The organism is Pseudomonas alkylphenolica (genome assembly GCF_004025535.1).
Taxonomy (GTDB): Bacteria; Pseudomonadota; Gammaproteobacteria; order Pseudomonadales; family Pseudomonadaceae; genus Aquipseudomonas; species Aquipseudomonas alkylphenolica_A.
The window spans coordinates 43,837-60,612 of the sequence record NZ_QJRG01000048.1 but is presented as its reverse complement, the minus strand read 5'-3'; the positions used below and the strand labels follow the sequence as shown (position 1 = coordinate 60,612).

Sequence of the window (16,776 nt, the reverse complement as noted above, 5' to 3'; positions counted from 1 at the left end):
TCCTGCAGGACCGGTTCAGGTGAGTGACTCAGTCCTGGCGGCTGGTCACTTCCAGCAGGTGGTAACCGAACTGGGTTTTGACCGGGCCCTGAACGGTGTTTACCGGTGCGCTGAACACCACGGTGTCGAATTCCTTGACCATCTGGCCCGGGCCGAACGAGCCCAGGTCGCCGCCCTGACGGCTGGACGGGCAGGTGGAGTTGGCTTTGGCGATCTCGGCGAAATCGGCACCGGCTTCGATCTGAGCCTTCAGTTCATTGCACTTCTCTTCAGTGGCAACCAGGATGTGACGGGCAGTGGCTTTGGCCATGGGAGTTACTCCTTTGCAAGAAAGTGCCGAGACTACCCGATTAGCGCCGGTTTTTCCTGCGCAATGTCACGCAGTGCAGCAGCACCTTCACGCAACAGCGCTTCAGTACCCGCCCAGCCCAGGCAACCATCGGTGATCGATACCCCGTATTTGAGCGGTTCTTTGCCCAGTGCCTGGCAGCCATCGAACAGGTGGCTTTCCAGCATCATGCCGATCAACGCGCGGTCGCCTTGCAGGCGCTGCGTCAGCACCTGGTTGAACACTTCGGGTTGGCGCAGCGGTTCTTTGCCGCTGTTGGCATGGCTGCAGTCGACCATGATCCTTGGCGACACGCCCGCTTTGGCCAGCCCTTGACGCGCCAGGGCAATACTTTGCGGGTCGTAGTTCGGACCCTTGTTGCCGCCGCGCAGCACCAGGTGGGTGTCGCGGTTGCCCAAGGTCTCGATGATTGCCGGGAAGCCCTGCACATCCATGCCGAAGTGGCGATGACTGTGGGCAGCACTGCGAATGGCGTCGCAGGCAATACCAACCCCGCCGTCCGTACCGTTCTTGAAGCCTACCGGCAGGCCCAGGCCGCTGACCATTTCACGGTGGATCTGCGACTCGGTGGTACGCGCACCAATGGCCGCCCAGCTCAGCAAATCGTCGAAGTAGCCTGCCGCCATCGGTTGCAGCAGTTCGGTGGCCACCGGCAAGCCGCATTCGATCATGGCCAGCATCAAGCCGCGCGACAAGGCGATGCCGGCGTGCATGTCGTCACTGCCGTCCAGATGCGGATCGTAGGCCAGGCCTTTCCAGCCCACCGTGGTACGTGGCTTTTCCACGTAGGCGCGCATTACCAGCAGCATCTGGTCGCTGACTTCTTCCGCTAGCTGGGCCAGGCGCTGGGCGTATTCGCGTGCGGAGCGTGGGTCGTGGAGCGAGCAGGGGCCGACGATCAGCAGCAGGCGTGAATCTTCGCCATCAAGGATGGCGCGCACGGCCTGGCGATGGCGTTCAACCTGAGCAGTAAGTGCAGGGGACAAAGGCATCTGCTGCTTGAGCAACAGCGGGCTTGGCAGGCGTTGGCTAACGGCGCTGTTGGCGGCGTTGGGTTCGGACAATGGCAGTGCGAGTGTGGACGATTGCATGTGCTGGGTTCCCTGGGCGGATGGCGGGTTCTGTCCCGCGCTGTCGGCCCTATCGAGGTGTTCGACAGTTGGCCTGATTGGCGTCATGTGTATGTGTGCCACCAACAAGTGACCGATCGGAGGCGGCAGACTGGCCCGAACGGGATTGGCTAAATCGCCAGGCGGTAAAGCTTGGGTAACGGTAATAGGTGGTGAAGTTCATGGTGTAATCCTCGTAATCTGTTCGGTTTTCGTGGGGCCTGAAACGCAAAACCCCCGGTCGGGGAGCCGACCGGGGGTTGAGTATTCTCGTATTCGGCGGCCCCTTGAAGTGGGCGCCGGTGTGGGTATCAGCGGCGCCTGTGGCTAAACCAATACCCAAAATAAAACGCAGCGGGAGCGACTGTCGCACACTCGGCCACAGCCAGCTCGGGACGCGTCGAGCGACCTGCGAGTTGAGCGTGAATGAGGGTGGATGGCGGCATGGGACTCTCCGGTTGATGAGGTCGAGCTTACTTCAGGCTTTGCTGTGGTTTCAATAGTTAATTTGTATAGGTGTGATTGGTCGTCACAGGGGGGCGGTACGCGGAAGCTGGTACAGCGATGCCGCTCCAAATAGACCTCGCGCAGCAGCCATCGGTGGATGCCATGTGCCAGAGGCAGCCGATCGAAACAGGGATGGGGCTGAGAAACGGCGACTCACGTCAGATGCGGAATAAGAAAATAACAAGCCACATTTATCGTAAAAAAAGAAGTTGCGGTAGTGGTTAAAAGTATTAAATTGTATTTTTGCACCGGCACATCATATGCCTGAGCAAAGATGAATGTATTTTTAGGCGAAGGCATGGCGGAGATCAATACGAGAGCAAACAGCATCAGGTCAGTTAGTTCGAAAAAATACCGACCTACAACAAAAGAAATTGCAGGATGTATGAGGTTCTTCACGAGCACGCCTGTGATTATCTCGTTGCGGTCGTCTTTCAAACTTGCCCCGGCGGGCCCAGCGCAAAACGAAATGCCTAAAGCCATAAGCGCAATTGGCGCCGCAGTGTTGGCTATAAGGCTCATGATTTTAAAGATAAAATAATCCGCATCGGCATGATGCAATGGTTCAAACTGAGAAGCTAGCGCTCCCGCCAGTGCTGAGATTATCAATGGGTTCTTGATAATTATGGTTGATGCTTTTTTTAAGAAGCTGATCATCGACTCTGACTTTGAAAAAGTAGAGGATTCCATGACCAGCACTGAAATAGTCGTAAGGACAACTGACTGAAACATAATTATTGGCATGACCAGCTTAGAGTCACCTAGCACCAGAATGAAAATAGGAGCTGCCAGGAATGCTGTATTTGTTTGTCCGACCGCGACAAGATTGAGTCCGATTTCAACTGTGCTTTTCTTTAATGCTATTTTATAAAGGATGAAGATTAGTATCCAGAGCATGAAAATCCCGGCGCCATAAGCTTGCAAGTAATCGCTTGTACCGGAACCAAGTGCATGGCTGGACTTTAATGTCGTTAAAAAGATTTCTATCGGCAGCGCGACATAAAACACATAATTACTGAATGCAATTTCAGCGCCTCGCTCCAGTATGCGGCTTGATGAAAGGATGAAGCCTAAAAGAATGAGTCCAAATATAGGCAGTGTCGCGTTAAGAGATGCCGCTAGCATAAAGGTACCCCGCCGGCTAGTCAGCGGCCGGATTGATCTGGCTATGTGAGTGATTACGGCATCAAAGCAAGAGATTAGGTTGATAGAGCCTGTTTGTGTGCGGCGCCTAGAAGCGAACCTGCGTGATCAATGATCAGGATTACGGATGAGTTTATTTTCATGCAGTCTATAAGTAGGTCATCTTCCTTGCGATCAAGGTTTGGATCGCTCACTAGCACAGATCCATTGCTGTAATGATTTCTTCGATAAAACGTTACGAATAAACTGTTTCTTTCGTACGAAGTGCTTGGGCTGTGTCTTACGCCATGCCAACTATCGCTTGATCTCAAAAAAGCAAACGCCTTATTAGGGGTATAAGGTATTCTCTTGACTTCTTTGAATTCGCAACTGGTTTTTGTAAATAGACCTAGCCCTGAGTCTTTAAATAATGCATTCTCGGGTAAGTACCATCCAAATGTTATTGCTTTTTCTACAATGTCAGTGTGTGGTGGCGGATGGAATCCCGCAAGATCTTTGTATAGGTGCGGGTAGGGGGTTACCTCGAGGGTGGACTCAAACTTGTCTAGTAGCAGGGATTTGAATCTTTCGCTGCAAAATGCGTCAACGATGTCGGTGGCGGTTTTATTTTTTGAAAAAATCCTATCTATTTCTAAGTGCCTATTCTCAAAAGATAGGGATAATTCGAAGCGAGTGGCGCATCCTTGCTTGAAAGCGTCTCTGTGAGCAAGGGGGTTGTATAGGGTAATTTTTGGTAACGCACAAATGAATGATTTATAGTGTTTTTCTGGAATTAGGTCGTTTATTTCAAAGTGCTTGAAAGGGTTGTTGAATAGCTCGGCATTTACTATTTTTTGTGAAATGTAATCTATGAGGTTGTGCATTTGTGATTTCTCCTGAAACTTCCCTTTGCGGTCAACTAAAGATAAATCAAAATGGTATCTCCATCTCGATGGCGTGGTGGTTCTTCGAATGTGCGACTAAGTCTCTAGCTTTGAGTTTCCCCCCCATTGCAGGCAGGCATGCATAATTTATAGACTGCCGCCGCAAAGTACTGCAATGGCATCTTCGTAGTGCAATTCCCATAGGCTCGAGAGAAATTTCCTAACACCAAAAATCGACGCTACTACGCTTTGGTCAGATATGACCGCGAGCGGAAGACACAAGATGGTGGGGAGGGGGCTGGGAGCGAGATAACGGGGTACCGTGCCGCTTGGATTGGCTCAGCCTGCTTTGGTGCAACCATTGATTAATAAACAAAAAAGGCGCCTGTCCATACCAATTACATTGGTTAGACAGGCGCCCACTTACGTGCCAGACGTTTTACATGCTGTCGGGCAACTGAATCCGACTCGCTTGTTACAGAGAATAGTGCTTCAACTCCCGCGCAATCAGCATTCGCTGGATCTCGCTGGACCCCTCATAGATCTGGGTAATCCGTGCATCGCGGTAATAGCGTTCCACCGGGTAATCCTCCAGGTAACCGTAGCCGCCATGCACCTGAATGGCCTTGGAGCACACACGCTCGGCCATCTCCGACGCGAACAGCTTGGCTTGTGACGCTTCGCTGAGGCACGGCTTGCCGGCACTGCGCAGGCGCGCGGCATGGAGGATCAGCAGACGCGCGGCATTGATCTGCACCTGCATGTCGGCCAGCAGGTTGGCGATGCTCTGGTGCTCATTGATCGGTTTGCCGAACTGGATGCGGTCACGCGAATAGGCCAGTGCCGCCTCAAAGGCTGCACGGGCAATGCCCAGTGCCTGCGCGGCGATGCCGATCCGGCCGCCTTCAAGGTTGGACAGGGCAATGGCCAGGCCCTTGCCGCGTTCGCCGAGCATGTTGGCGGCCGGGTTGCGGCAGTTGTTCAGGGTAACCGCACAGGTGTCGGAAGCACGAATGCCCATTTTGTGTTCGCTGCGATCGACCACAAAGCCTTCGTTGTCGGTAGGCACCAGGAATGCCGAGATGCCTTTTTTCCCGAGGTCCGGGTCGGTCACGGCAAAGACGATGGCCAGGCCTGCGCGACGCGCGTTGCTGACAAACTGCTTGGCGCCATTGATGACCCAGTGATCACCCTGCAGCTCGGCGCGGGTGCGCAGGTTGTGCGCCTCGGAGCCGGCTTGTGGTTCGGTCAGGCAGAAGCATCCAATGACTTCGCCGCTGGCCAACCGCTCCAGCCAGGTTTGTTGCTGTTCGGCGCTGCCGTAGGCGAGCAGGGGGCCGCAACCTACCGAGTTGTGGATGCTCATCAGGGCGCCAGTGGCACCGTCACCGGCGGCAATTTCTTCCACGGCCAGGGCATAGGCGACGTAATCGGTGTAGCTGCCACCCCATTGCTCGGGGACAACCATGCCAAGCAGGCCCAGCTCGCCCATTTTCTTGACTACCTGATCATCGATCCAGCCGGCCTTTTCCCAGGCCTGGGCAAATGGCGCGATTTCGCCACGGGCAAAGTCGCGGGCCATGTCGCGGATCATGATCTGTTCTTCTGTCAGTTCCAGGTCTTGCATCTGCGTACTCCAGGCCTCAGAGGCCTTCGAAGAATTGATCCACGCGCGAGCGGCTGAGGCCGGCGAGGGTGGCCGGGTTCCAGCGCGGTTGCTTGTCCTTGTCGATGATCAGGGCACGCACGCCTTCGATCAGGTCGCCATGCTCGAACCACTGCTGGTCCAGGTGCAGTTCCATTTTGAAGCAGTCTTCCAGACTCAGGTGACGACCACGACGGAGCATTTCCAGGGTCACCGCCATGCCCAGCGGCGAACGGGTCTCCAGCAGGTCAGCGGTCTTCACCGCCCATTCGTGGCTGTCGGCAATGGTTACGCTGCGCAACTGTTCAACAATACTGCCGACATCGGGCAAGGCGAAGAAGTGGTCGATGACCGGGCGCAGCCTGGCCAGCGGCGCATCCTCCAGCACCTGGGTGCCGAGTTTGGCCAGCACGCCCTGCAGGTCTTTGAGCGGGTGCTCCGTGAAGCTCAAGTTATCGAGGCGCTCATCGAGCTGGGCGAGTTTGCTGCTGTCCAGGTACCAGTCGGCGAGGCCGCAGTACAGCGCATCGGCCGCTTGAACCTGGACGCCACTGACACCCAGGTAAGTGCCCAGCTCGCCAGGGATGCGCGACAGGAAGTAGCTGCCGCCCACGTCCGGGAAGTAACCGATGGCAACTTCGGGCATGGCCAGGCGGCTACGTTCGGTTACCACCCGCAACTCGGCCCCCTGGGCCAGGCCCATGCCGCCGCCGAGGGTAAAGCCATCCATCAACGCCAGGACGGGCTTGCGGTAGTGATGGATGCTCAGGTCGAGGGCGTATTCTTCGATGAAGAAATCGCGGTGCAGGCTGTCGCCGGCTTTGTAGCTGTCGTACAGCGAGCGGATGTCGCCCCCGGCACAGAAGCCTTTCGGGCCTTCACCGCGCAATACAACGGCATGCACTTGAGGGTCGTTCGCCCAGGTGTCGAGTTGCTGCTGAAGGCGCCGAACCATGTCCAGCGTAATGGCGTTGAGGCCGGCGGGACGGTTGAGGGTCAAGTGTCCGATGTGGTTGCGAACCTGGGCCAGAACTGGCGCTTCGGTCGGTGCGTGGACGTGCGCGGTCATCGCTGTCTCCCTGCTTTGTTATTGATTTTCCAGGTGAATTGTCACGGTCTGGATGGACGCTAGAGGATCGCTGGATCCTATCAGTGCAAATTTGCTCAGTACAATCGACAAAACTGCAGGCCGAACCTGCATTTTTGCATGGGTGGCATGCCCTTGGACCGCGCCGTAGAGGGTTTGGTGCACGGGCAGGCGATAAACCGGTGTTCAGCGCGGCAGGCGCCCGCTGACGAAATGGGCGACATCGTTATAGCCGTGGGTAGAGGCATGGCCCGGAGTCACCAGCGCGTCGATGAAGGCTTCATCTTCGGCGGTGATCGTGACCTCCAGCGCACCCGCGTAGGTGTCCCACTGCGCTTCGGTACGTGGCCCGACGATGGCCGAGCTGACCAGCTGGTTGTTGAGCACCCAGGCAATGGCGAACTCGACCATGCCCACACCTTTGTTCTCGACATAGGCGTGAATCTTCTGCGCGATGGCCAGCGACGCTGGGCGCCACTCGGTTTCCAGGATGCGTTTGTCTTGCCGACCGGCGCGGCTGTTGGCATCGGGTGCAGCGTCGGGAGCGTATTTTCCGCTGAGCACACCGCGGGCCAATGGGCTGTACGGCACGATACCCAGGCCATGGTGCGCCGCGGCATGGAATTGCTCGGGCTCGGCCTGACGGTTGACGATGTTGTACAGCGGCTGGCTGACAACGGGCCTGGGCACCCCGAGGCGCTCGGCCAGATGACACACCTCGGCGATGCGCCAACCACGAAAGTTCGACACGCCCCAATGGCGGATCTTGCCCTGGCGCAGCAGATCGCCCATGGCTGCCACCGTGACTTCCAGCGGGGTGTTGTGGTCTTCGCGGTGCAGGTAATAGATATCCAGGTAATCGGTGCCCAGGCGGGTCAGGCTGGCTTCGATGGCGTTGAAGATATGTTTGCGGTTCAAGCCGCTGCGGTTGGGCACACCGTCGGCAGGACCAAAGCCGACCTTGCTGGCCAGCACCCATTCATTGCGGTTGCGGGCGATGGCTTCCCCAACGATCTCTTCGCTGTGCCCGGCGTTGTACACGTCGGCAGTGTCGATGAAGTTGATGCCCTGGTCCCAGGCTTTGTCGATGATGCGCAGGGAATCTTCGGTGCTGGTCTGTTCGCCGAACATCATGCTGCCCAAGGTCAGGGCGGACACTTGCAGGCCGCTGCGGCCCAATGGACGGTAGATCATGATCGAGAATCCTTGGCAAGGGGGATCCGACCTGTTTTACACAGTTCTACCGATGATGAACAGCATCGCCGGCCGTGCCGGCGATGCGATTTTGCTTAGTTGGCCTGTTCGCCTACCAAACCTGCAGCCCGCGTGCGAGACACGCGCAAGGCCACCAGGCTGCCGACGACGATCAAGCCGGCCAGCGAGTACAGGGCAGCATCGGTCGAACCGGTCTGGTCCTTGATGAAGCCCACCAGGTACGGGCTGAGGAAGCCCGCCATTTGTCCCACCGAGTTGATGATCGCCAGGCCCGCGACGGCGGTACCGGCGCTGAGCAGGGCAGTAGGCATCGGCCAGAACATCGGCAGGCCGGTGAGGGCGCCCATGGTGGCGATGCTCAAGCCGACAATGGCGATCACCGGGTTATGGGCGAAATTCACTGCGATTAGCAGGCCGATGGCCCCCATCAGCATCGGCACCACCAAGTGCCAGCGGCGCTCGTTGCGCAGGTCTGCCGAGCGGCCAACCAGCAGCATGAAGACACCCGCCAGCAGGTAAGGAATCGCACTCAGCCAGCCAATCAGCAGGGCGTCGCTGAAGCCCAGGCTCTTGATGATCGACGGCAGCCAGAAGTTGATCGCGTACACGCCACTCTGAATACAGAAGTACACAAAGCCGAAGGTCCAGATCATCGGGTTGGTGAATACCGAGAGCAGGCTGTCGCTGGCAGTGACCGGCTTGCTGGCGGCATCGACGGCCAGGTCGTGCTTGATCATGTCCCGTTCCGAGGGGCTTAGCCACTTGGCGGTGGCGTAGCCATCACTGAGCAGGAAGATCGCGAGGAAACCGAGCAGTACGGTCGGCAGGCCCTGGATCAGGAACATCCACTGCCAGCCGGCCAGGCCATGCTGACCGGCGGCGAAGTGGTTGAGGATCCAGCCGGAGAACGGCCCACCAAGCAAGCCGGAGACCGGGATCGCCGACATGAACAGGGCCATGATCCGTCCACGGCGCGTGGCCGGGAACCAGCGCGAAAGGTACAGGACAATACCGGGGAAGAAGCCCGCTTCGGCGGCACCGGTAAACAGGCGCAGCACGTAGAACTCCATCGGCGTGGTCACGAACAGCAGGCAGGTCGACAAAGTGCCCCAGGCAATCATCATCAACGCGATCCAGCGACGCGGGCCGAAGCGGTTGAGTGCCAGGTTGCTGGGCAGGCCGCACAACACGTAGCCGATAAAGAAAATACCGGCGCCGAGGCCATAGATGGTTTCGCTGAATTTCAGTGCATCGAGCATCTGCAACTTGGCAAAGCCAACGTTGACCCGGTCAAGGTAGTTGAACAGGTAGCAGATGAAGATGAAGGGAATCAGTCGCAGGGTGATGCGCCGATACAGCGCATCGCGGGTGACGTCTGGGCCTTGGTCAGGGGCAGGGCTGTATGACATGATTTGCTCTCTTCGTTTATTTTTATCGCCGCAGCCTGCGTCGAGGCGGCTGCTGCGATGAGTCTCGGTGAGCGGGCCGTGGCTGTCTTTGTGCTTTTGCACAGCATTTTCAGCGGCCTGCTGTGCCGCGGACCAATCATTGCGACAACAAGGATCCTCCCATGTTCGAACTGGACCATGACCTGGCGCAAGATATCGTCGATCGGGCGATGGCGATTTTGCCCTGTAACGTCAACGTCATGGACAGCCAGGGCCTGATTCTGGGCAGCGGCGAACCGGAGCGCATCAACACCCGCCACGAAGGTGCGCAATTGGTGTTGGCCAACGGCCGTATCGTCGAACTGGACGTCGAGGCGGCCAAGTGCCTCAAGGGCGTGCAGCCGGGGATCAACCTGCCGCTGTTGCTCGATGGCCGTTTGATGGGCGTACTGGGGCTGACCGGCGACCCGCAACAACTACGAACCTATGCGCAACTGGTACGCATGACCGCCGAGATGCTTCTGGCCCAGCGCCATCTGCAGGTGGAACAGCAGTGGCGGCGCCAGCGTTGCGATGATTTGCTCGCGCTGCTGCTGGGTGGCTCCGGCGATTCGCCACGGCTGGTCGATGAGGCGCGCCAGTTGGGTCTCAAGCCACAACTGCCAAGAATTCCCTGCCTGTTCGAACTGGATGCCGGGCCTGCCGCCGAAGGCTTGGCCAGCTGGCTGATGAGCCGCTACCCGGACAGCTGGTGCGTCAGCCCCGCGCGTCAGTCGCTGCTGTGGTGCCGGCCGGCCAGCGTCTCGCTGGAGGAGGTACGCCTGGTGGAGCGAGTGCAGCGCCATGGCTGGCAGGTGCAGCGCCTGGCCACAGGCTCGTCGGCGCAGAGCCTCGAACAATTGCGTCGGGGTTATCGACGGGTGCGCGACTTGTTGGCCTATGGCCGTGAGGTGCTGCCCGGCGAGCAGATCCTTACCCTCAACCGCTATCGCCTGCCGGCGCTGCTGTGGCGTCATCGCAACGACGATGCCCTGGATGAGCTGCTCGAACCCTTGCAACGCATCCGCGCCAAAGACAACAGCGGCCAGCTGCTGGCGACGTTGCGCGCCTGGTGTGCCCACGATGGGCAAAGCCAGGCGTGTGCCGATGCGCTGGGCATCCACCGCAACAGCCTGCGTTATCGGCTGGAGCGTATTGCCGAGTTGAGTGAGGTCGACCCGTTGCGCCTGGAAGGCATGTTGAGCCTGTACCTGGGCCTGCAACTGCTGCCCGCGAACGCCTGATTGGGCAAAGTGACCAAAGCGCCGGGCCTGGTGTTGTGCATTCGACAGAAGCTCGTACGCGGCCTTGCTGTCAGCATGCAGGCATCTGCCGCAGGAGAATTGCCATGAAAATCGTCATCGCCCCCGACTCGTTCAAGGACAGCCTCAGTGCCGAAGGCGTGGCCCAGGCCATTGCTACAGGGCTGGCTCAGGTCTGGCCTGAGGCAGAGCTGGTCAAGTGCCCGATGGCCGACGGCGGTGAAGGCACCATGGAGGCCATTATTGCGGCCTGTCAGGGCGAGCTTCGGCATCAGCAGGTGCAGGGGCCGCTGGGTGAGCCAGTGATGGCCGGTTGGGGCTGGTTGGCCGATAGCCACACCGCAATCATCGAAATGGCCCAGGCCAGTGGCTTGCAATTGCTCAGCGTTGCCCAGCGTGACGCTTGCCGCACCAGCACCTATGGCACCGGCGAGTTGATCAGTGCTGCACTGGGTGCCGGCGCACAGCGGATCATCCTCGCCATTGGCGGCAGTGCTACCAACGATGGTGGCAGCGGCATGTTGCGTGCCTTGGGAATGCGGCTGCTCGATGGCCGTGAGCAGCCGTTGGCGGAAGGTGGCCTGGCATTGGGCCAATTGGCGCGAGTGGATGCCAGTGCGCTGGACCCACGTCTGGCCCACGTTCAGCTGGAAGTAGCTGCGGACGTCGACAACCCCCTGTGCGGTAGCAACGGCGCCTCGGCGATCTTCGGCCCTCAGAAAGGCGCGAGCCCCGAACAGGTAAAACTGCTGGATCAGGCGTTGGGGCATTTTGCCGATCATTGCGCGCAGTTGCTCGATAACGACGTGCGTGATTTTCCTGGCTGTGGCGCGGCCGGCGGCATGGGCTTTGCCGCCAAGGCGTTTATGCAGGCGACCTTCCGCCCGGGTATTGAAGTAGTGGCGGAACTGGCCTGGCTTGAAGCGGCGGTGCAGGGCGCCGACCTGGTGATTACCGGCGAAGGGCGCTTCGACGCGCAAACCCTGCGCGGCAAGACGCCGTTTGGTGTGGCCCGTGTTGCCCAGCGTCACGGTGTGCCGGTGGTGGTGATCGCCGGCACCCTGGGAGAAGGTTACGAGCAGCTCTACCAGCATGGTATTGACGCCGCGTTTGCCGTGACAGGCGGGCCGATGAGTCTTGAGCAGGCCTGTGCTAACGCCGCTAGCCTGCTGCAGGCTCGCGCAGGGGATATTGCCCGGTTGTGGTCGTGTGCGCTTCAGGCACGGCGTTGAATACTACCGGTTCAAAGGGAGACGCGACTGGCACCGTTCACGGTCATGATGCGTACGCGGTTGCCGACGCGGAACTGCTGGGACGAATCCACAGCCTGGACGTAAGCGCGGGTATTGCCATCGTCCTCGCGGACCAGGATTTCCACGCCCTGAGTGCGGGTGATGCCTTCTTCCACGGCCGAACCCGCCGCGCCGCCCGCTACGCCACCAAGAATGGTCGCAACCGCGCTGCCGCGCCCACCGCCGATAGTGCTGCCAGCAATACCGCCGACGGCAGCGCCCGCCAGGGTGCCAATGGGGGTTTTGGTGCCTTCGATCTGCACTGCGCGCAGCGATTCAATGGTGCCCATGCGCACGGTTTGAACTGACCGAGCGTCAGCGCGGGAGTAAGAAGAGCCCGACAGGTTGGACGCGCAACCGGACAGCAGGGCAGCGCTGGTAAACAAAGCAGTCAGAAGCAGAGCAGGGCGGTTCATAGTGATGACCTCGCAAGGCATGCAAAAAAGAATGGAGCAAGCCTAAGCCGCTCTGCCTGAACGCCTGCTGAACCTGACCTGAACAGTTGCTGAACGAAATGTCTGTGATCCCTGTCAGAATGTCCCCGGTGCAATGAATGACTCATTAATTCAAGCGAGGAGCAGATCATGGATCTAGGTATCAGCGGCCGCTGGGCGATTGTGTGTGCCGCCAGCCAAGGGCTCGGCAAGGGTTGTGCGCAAGCCCTGGCAGCCGAGGGCGTTAACCTGGTGATCAATGCGCGTACTGCTGCCACGCTGGAGCAGGCGGCAGGCGAGCTGCGCGGACGGTTCCCGGCAATCGAGGTGCGTACGGTCGTCGGCGATGTGGCCGATCCTGCGGTGCGTCAGGCGTTGCTGGCTGCCTGCCCGCAGGTGGACATTCTGGTCAACAATGCCGGCGGCCCGCCGCCGGGCGATTTCCGTGACTGGGGCCGGGAAGACTGGCTCAAGGCGCTGGATGCCAACATGCTCACGCCTATCGAACTGATCAAGGCGGTAGTCGACAGCATGGCCGAGCGCGGCTTTGGTAGGGTGGTGAACATCACTTCAGGCGCGGTAAAGGCGCCGATCGACATTCTTGGCCTGTCCAACGGTGCGCGTAGCGGCCTGACCGGTTTCATCGCCGGGCTGGCCCGTCAGCAGCGTCTGGCCGGGCGAAATGTGACGCTGAACAATCTGCTGCCGGGTGCCTTCGACACGGCACGTCTGCAAAAAACCCTGCAGGCCGCAAGCAAGACCAACGGTGATCTGCAGGCTACGACCGAGGCCCGCCGCCAGGCGATTCCGGCGGCACGCTTCGGCAACGCCGAGGAGTTCGGGGCGTATTGTGCGTTCCTGTGCAGCAGCCACGCTGGCTATATCACCGGGCAGAACCTGCTGATTGATGGTGGGGCTTACCCAGGGACTTTCTAAGCCTCTGCACCTCGATGAAGGCCGAAGGCGCTGCGCTTTCGACCCTCATCGAGGTGAACACTGGCGAATCACACCAGTCGCGTCACCCACTTGCCGGACGCGCTGCCATCTTTCAGCTGGCGCAACGCCTGCGGCAACGCTTCAAACGCAAAGTCCAGGCGCTGCGGCGCGAGCAAGCGGCCATCGGCGACTTGCTGCAGCAAGCGCTCCCCTGCAACCCTCAGCGCCTGGCGATCAAGTAGCCGGCCATGGGCATGAATACTGTTAAGCGCCACCTCATGCAGTGAGATCGCCGTGCTGAAGGCGGGCAGCGGCGCGTTCTCCTGGCGGTCCTGGATGCACACCAGGTGGCCGTTGTAGCCCAGCAGGTGGGCCAGGCTTGCGGCATGGGCGCCACTGACGGTGTCGAACACTGCGTGCAAGGGGCGTTCGCCGAGGGCGGCCTTAAGTGCTTCTTGCCAGTCGCTGGCGCGGTAATCGAAGACGCCGACCACGCCGAGTTGCTTGAGGCGGGCATGGTGCTTCTCACTGGCGGTAGCCCACACCCGCAGACCTTGCTGCGCAGCTAGCTGGACAAGGTAGAAGCCGACTGCGCCGCCTGCACCGACCACCAGCACATCGCGCGACGCGCCACTGGCGATCTTGGCCAGCGCTTGCCAGGCGGTCAGCGCCGGGCATGGTACGGCGGCGGCAGCAGTGGCTTCGAAGTTGGCCGGGATGTGCATCACCAGGCTGGCGTCAACAACACAGTGTTCAGCGAAGCTGCCATCGCGCGACAGTGACTGGTGGTAAGCAACGCGGGAGCCCAACGGCAGGTCGACGCCCTCGCCAACGGCGCTGACGATGCCGGCGCCATCTACGCCCGGCACAGTGCCCTGATGCCAGTCGGCGTGGCCCCACTCACAGATCTTCCAGTCCACCGGGTTCAGGGCGATGGCGTGGTTTGTCACCAGGATCTGACCGGGACCGGGTTTGGGCAAGGGTTTGTCGATGAGCTGGAGGCCTTCCAGGCCGGCGCCCGGCGTCCAGCCCCAGGCGCGATACGTGTTGGACATAACGAATCCTCTTGGATGCAGGCGTAAAGGGTAGCGGTGCGGGGCGCACGGATACAGATGGCCTGGGGCAAAAGACTGTTGACCTCAAGGCACCAATTGCCAGCAGGCACTGCGTTGCTTCTGAGGCCAGCAGGTCGATGCGTTTCCGAGCAGGGCCTAGTGATTGGGCTTGGTGTGCGTCGTGGTGTGATCTGGTGCGCGCTCCGTGTCGACCGATTCATTGCCCATCAGGTTGGCCGCACGGCTACCCAGCAGGGAGCCGGCCTGGAAATAGCCCATGACTGTGTTGACACTGCGGTGCTCGGTCATGGCCATGACTTCGCCCAAAGGCACCCCCTGGCGCCCGGCCTCGGTGACAAAGCCTGAACGCAAACTGTGCGCTGCCCAGTCGCCCTCCAGCCCGGCAAGCGCCGCTCGGCGCTTGACGATGCGCGCGACCTGATCGCCGGACAGCCCGGCACTGCCGACGCGCCCACCCTTGTACAGGCGACGGAACAGCGGGCCGCTGCGGGCCGGTGCCGCTTCAAGCCAACCCTGCAGCGCGTGGGCGGCAGGGCCTTGCAAGGGCTTCTCGCGACGCACACCGCCGGTGTCGGTCTTGGTTACCCCGAGGGCGTACAGCCAGGTGTCCGCATCCAGTCGACGCAGATCCTCGACCTGCAGACCCACCACCTCCGAACGGCGCCGGCCGCCGCCGCTCCAGGCCAGCAGGAGCAGGGCGCGATCGCGGATGCCGCGCACGCCATCGCTGCAGGTGGCGAGCATCGCCTGCAACGGTTCGAGCACCACTGCGGTTTTCTTGCGCAGCGCCACGCCTTGACGGGCCTGGGCCTTGCGCGCTTCACGCAAAAGGGTCTTTACCGCTGAGGCCTCGCAAGGATTGTCCCACGCGTTGAGGCGGTGCCACTTAGCCAGCACTGCCAGGCGGTGGCTGACCGTGCTGAACGCCAAGGCGCCGAGTTTACCCTTGACCCCGGCAGCGACCAGAGCCGCATCCAGTTGCGGCGGCAGCAACTGGCTCCAGTTGCCATCGCCATCCGGACGGGCCAGGTGATCGACGATGAATTGCACCGCGACATCGGGCGGTAGCGCGCCGTCGCCAAGCGACCGGCGATAGCGCAATTGCAGCCAGGCGGACCAGTAGCTGAGGGCGCTTTGGTAGCTGCGCACGGTATTGGCTGCCGTGCCTGCCGAAATGAAGGCCTCGGCGGCGGCGCGGGTGCTGTCGGCCAAGCCGTGCAGCGCCAGCGGGGTATTCGGCAAGCCGTCGAGTGGAAGTGTATTATTCATTACGTTCAACGTATTATTTATTTAGTTTTTAATTTATAAGGTCGGATAACATTTATTTATCAGACCTAATATAGCGGAGGGCAGGGCATGGCGGTAGGTGTACCGGAGCACGACGTGTTCGCTGCGGCGGACGCGGTATTGGCACGTGGCGAGCGGCCGACAGTGGAGCGTGTGCGCCTGGAGCTGGGACGTGGCAGCCCGGCGCGGGTCGGCGGGCTGCTAGACCAGTGGTGGGAACAGCTGGCCGGGCGCCTGCGCGGCGAAACGCGGCTGCCGGGGCTGCCGGCGGAGGTGGCGCAGGCCTTTGTCGCCATCTGGCAGCAGGCAACGCTGCTGGCCCAGGGCGTGGCGGAACAGGCGCTGGCGGCGCAACGCCAGGTGCTGGTAGAGGAGCGTCAACAATTGGCCGCGGAACAGGAACAACTGCGCCTGGAGGCTGCGCGCGCGCGCCAGCAGACTGCAGAGGCGATCGCCGCACGCCAGGCCAGCGAGACCCGCCTGGGTGATCTGGAGCAGTTGCTGGCGCAGCGCCTGGCGCAGATCGATGACCTGCGCCAACAGCGTGAGCAGCAGGGCGGCCAGCTGGAAGAGGCACGTCAGGATGCCGCTACGCTGCGCCAACAGCTCCAGAACAATCAGAACCAGGCGCAGCAGCTGCGCCTTGAGCAGGAGCGCTACACCCAGGACGTGGAAAACCGGGCGTTTCGTGAAATCGATCGGACACGCGAGGAGAGCAAGGCCCTCGCGGCCCATCTCAAAGAAACCCAGGGCCACCTGCAGACCCTGCAGCAGAAGCTGCTAGCCGGCCAGCAGGCGCTAACCGAGGCACGCGAGCAGCGCGCTGCAGCATTGAGCCAGGCCCAAGGCCTGCAGGATCAGCTGGAGCAATATCGTCTGGCAAGCGTGGAGGCGTCTGCGCAGCGCAATACCGCGCAACAGCGCTTGCTGGAAGCCGAGGCCGAGTCGGTGAGCGCGCGCGAACGGGCGGCAGCGGCGCAGGCACGGGCCGAGATGCTGACCGATCAATTGGCGGCGGCGAACAGCAATGCGTTGCCGGAGCCTGCTCGGCGCGCGGGCAAGGCAACACCCAGAAAACGCTAGGTGCCCGCCTGATCAGTGACCGCAGAGCGGCACGGGCGACGTCCCGCCATACAAGAAGCAG

Annotated in this window: 15 protein-coding genes; 4 read left to right on the top strand and 11 right to left on the bottom strand. The window is 60.5% G+C overall.

Annotation, left to right across the window (positions count from 1 at the left end):
- Nucleotides 1–28 precede the first annotated feature (28 nt).
- The 8 genes from DM813_RS21035 to DM813_RS21000 all read right to left on the bottom strand — a co-directional run bounded on the left by DM813_RS21035 (nucleotide 29) and on the right by DM813_RS21000 (nucleotide 9,327).
- Entirely contained in the window at nucleotides 29–310 is a 282-nt protein-coding gene (locus tag DM813_RS21035) for a peptidylprolyl isomerase (protein WP_128325330.1), read from the bottom strand.
- Nucleotides 311–342: 32 nt separating this feature from the next.
- Complete coding sequence (locus DM813_RS21030) at nucleotides 343–1,440, bottom strand: 3-deoxy-7-phosphoheptulonate synthase (protein WP_128325329.1); 1,098 nt, start codon at nucleotides 1,438–1,440, stop codon at nucleotides 343–345.
- Between the two features lie 678 nt (nucleotides 1,441–2,118).
- The gene (locus DM813_RS21025) at nucleotides 2,119–3,090 is read right to left on the bottom strand and encodes an AEC family transporter (RefSeq protein WP_128325328.1); all 972 of its coding nucleotides are present in this window, start codon (nucleotides 3,088–3,090) and stop codon (nucleotides 2,119–2,121) included.
- Between the two features lie 74 nt (nucleotides 3,091–3,164).
- On the bottom strand, nucleotides 3,165–3,971 hold the full coding sequence (locus DM813_RS21020; protein WP_128325327.1) for a hypothetical protein: 807 nt from the start codon (nucleotides 3,969–3,971) through the stop codon (nucleotides 3,165–3,167).
- Between the two features lie 475 nt (nucleotides 3,972–4,446).
- Nucleotides 4,447–5,598, bottom strand: coding sequence for an acyl-CoA dehydrogenase family protein (locus DM813_RS21015; RefSeq protein ID WP_128325326.1), 1,152 nt, complete (start codon nucleotides 5,596–5,598; stop codon nucleotides 4,447–4,449).
- 16 nt (nucleotides 5,599–5,614) lie between these two features.
- Nucleotides 5,615–6,685, bottom strand: coding sequence for an enoyl-CoA hydratase/isomerase family protein (locus DM813_RS21010; RefSeq protein ID WP_128325325.1), 1,071 nt, complete (start codon nucleotides 6,683–6,685; stop codon nucleotides 5,615–5,617).
- A 204-nt stretch (nucleotides 6,686–6,889) separates the two neighbouring features.
- Nucleotides 6,890–7,897: an aldo/keto reductase gene (locus tag DM813_RS21005; RefSeq protein ID WP_128325324.1), complete on the bottom strand. Its 1,008-nt coding sequence runs from the start codon at nucleotides 7,895–7,897 to the stop codon at nucleotides 6,890–6,892.
- Nucleotides 7,898–7,992: 95 nt separating this feature from the next.
- Nucleotides 7,993–9,327: an MFS transporter gene (locus DM813_RS21000; RefSeq protein WP_128325323.1), complete on the bottom strand. Its 1,335-nt coding sequence runs from the start codon at nucleotides 9,325–9,327 to the stop codon at nucleotides 7,993–7,995.
- A 161-nt stretch (nucleotides 9,328–9,488) separates the two neighbouring features.
- On the opposite strand from DM813_RS21000, the gene DM813_RS20995 reads away from it, so the two are divergent.
- Complete coding sequence (locus DM813_RS20995) at nucleotides 9,489–10,589, top strand: sugar diacid recognition domain-containing protein (RefSeq protein ID WP_128325322.1); 1,101 nt, start codon at nucleotides 9,489–9,491, stop codon at nucleotides 10,587–10,589.
- A gap of 104 nt (nucleotides 10,590–10,693) precedes the next feature.
- Entirely contained in the window at nucleotides 10,694–11,839 is a 1,146-nt protein-coding gene (locus DM813_RS20990; protein WP_128325321.1) for a glycerate kinase, read from the top strand.
- 11 nt (nucleotides 11,840–11,850) lie between these two features.
- Here DM813_RS20990 and DM813_RS20985 read toward each other — a convergent pair whose 3' ends face one another.
- Nucleotides 11,851–12,315, bottom strand: coding sequence for a glycine zipper 2TM domain-containing protein (locus DM813_RS20985; RefSeq protein WP_128325320.1), 465 nt, complete (start codon nucleotides 12,313–12,315; stop codon nucleotides 11,851–11,853).
- A gap of 168 nt (nucleotides 12,316–12,483) precedes the next feature.
- On the opposite strand from DM813_RS20985, the gene DM813_RS20980 reads away from it, so the two are divergent.
- Complete coding sequence (locus DM813_RS20980) at nucleotides 12,484–13,269, top strand: SDR family oxidoreductase (protein ID WP_128325319.1); 786 nt, start codon at nucleotides 12,484–12,486, stop codon at nucleotides 13,267–13,269.
- Between the two features lie 68 nt (nucleotides 13,270–13,337).
- Here the strand turns inward: DM813_RS20980 and DM813_RS20975 are convergent, their stop codons facing one another.
- Complete coding sequence (locus DM813_RS20975; protein ID WP_128325318.1) at nucleotides 13,338–14,324, bottom strand: zinc-binding dehydrogenase; 987 nt, start codon at nucleotides 14,322–14,324, stop codon at nucleotides 13,338–13,340.
- A 156-nt stretch (nucleotides 14,325–14,480) separates the two neighbouring features.
- Entirely contained in the window at nucleotides 14,481–15,614 is a 1,134-nt protein-coding gene (locus DM813_RS20970; protein WP_128325317.1) for a site-specific integrase, read from the bottom strand.
- A gap of 87 nt (nucleotides 15,615–15,701) precedes the next feature.
- Here DM813_RS20970 and DM813_RS20965 point away from each other — a divergent pair, with 87 nt between their 5' ends.
- A complete protein-coding gene (locus DM813_RS20965) occupies nucleotides 15,702–16,715 on the top strand; it encodes a DNA-binding protein (RefSeq protein WP_128325316.1) in 1,014 nt (337 codons plus the stop codon).
- The last annotated feature ends 61 nt before the right edge of the window (nucleotides 16,716–16,776 follow it).

Excerpts from the sequence above, each read along its gene's own strand:
- DM813_RS21010 (WP_128325325.1), bottom strand. The coding sequence starts at position 6,685 with ATGACCGCGCACGTCCACGCACCGACCGAAGCGCCAGTTCTGGCCCAG.
- DM813_RS20995 (WP_128325322.1), top strand. The coding sequence starts at position 9,489 with ATGTTCGAACTGGACCATGACCTGGCGCAAGATATCGTCGATCGGGCG.
- DM813_RS21005 (WP_128325324.1), bottom strand. The coding sequence starts at position 7,897 with ATGATCTACCGTCCATTGGGCCGCAGCGGCCTGCAAGTGTCCGCCCTG.
- DM813_RS20980 (WP_128325319.1), top strand. The coding sequence starts at position 12,484 with ATGGATCTAGGTATCAGCGGCCGCTGGGCGATTGTGTGTGCCGCCAGC.
- DM813_RS20975 (WP_128325318.1), bottom strand. The coding sequence starts at position 14,324 with ATGTCCAACACGTATCGCGCCTGGGGCTGGACGCCGGGCGCCGGCCTG.
- DM813_RS21035 (WP_128325330.1), bottom strand. The coding sequence starts at position 310 with ATGGCCAAAGCCACTGCCCGTCACATCCTGGTTGCCACTGAAGAGAAG.
- DM813_RS21030 (WP_128325329.1), bottom strand. The coding sequence starts at position 1,440 with ATGCAATCGTCCACACTCGCACTGCCATTGTCCGAACCCAACGCCGCC.
- DM813_RS20965 (WP_128325316.1), top strand. The coding sequence starts at position 15,702 with ATGGCGGTAGGTGTACCGGAGCACGACGTGTTCGCTGCGGCGGACGCG.
- DM813_RS21020 (WP_128325327.1), bottom strand. The coding sequence starts at position 3,971 with ATGCACAACCTCATAGATTACATTTCACAAAAAATAGTAAATGCCGAG.
- DM813_RS20985 (WP_128325320.1), bottom strand. The coding sequence starts at position 12,315 with ATGAACCGCCCTGCTCTGCTTCTGACTGCTTTGTTTACCAGCGCTGCC.
- DM813_RS21000 (WP_128325323.1), bottom strand. The coding sequence starts at position 9,327 with ATGTCATACAGCCCTGCCCCTGACCAAGGCCCAGACGTCACCCGCGAT.
- DM813_RS21025 (WP_128325328.1), bottom strand. The coding sequence starts at position 3,090 with ATGCTAGCGGCATCTCTTAACGCGACACTGCCTATATTTGGACTCATT.
- DM813_RS20970 (WP_128325317.1), bottom strand. The coding sequence starts at position 15,614 with ATGAATAATACACTTCCACTCGACGGCTTGCCGAATACCCCGCTGGCG.
- DM813_RS21015 (WP_128325326.1), bottom strand. The coding sequence starts at position 5,598 with ATGCAAGACCTGGAACTGACAGAAGAACAGATCATGATCCGCGACATG.
- DM813_RS20990 (WP_128325321.1), top strand. The coding sequence starts at position 10,694 with ATGAAAATCGTCATCGCCCCCGACTCGTTCAAGGACAGCCTCAGTGCC.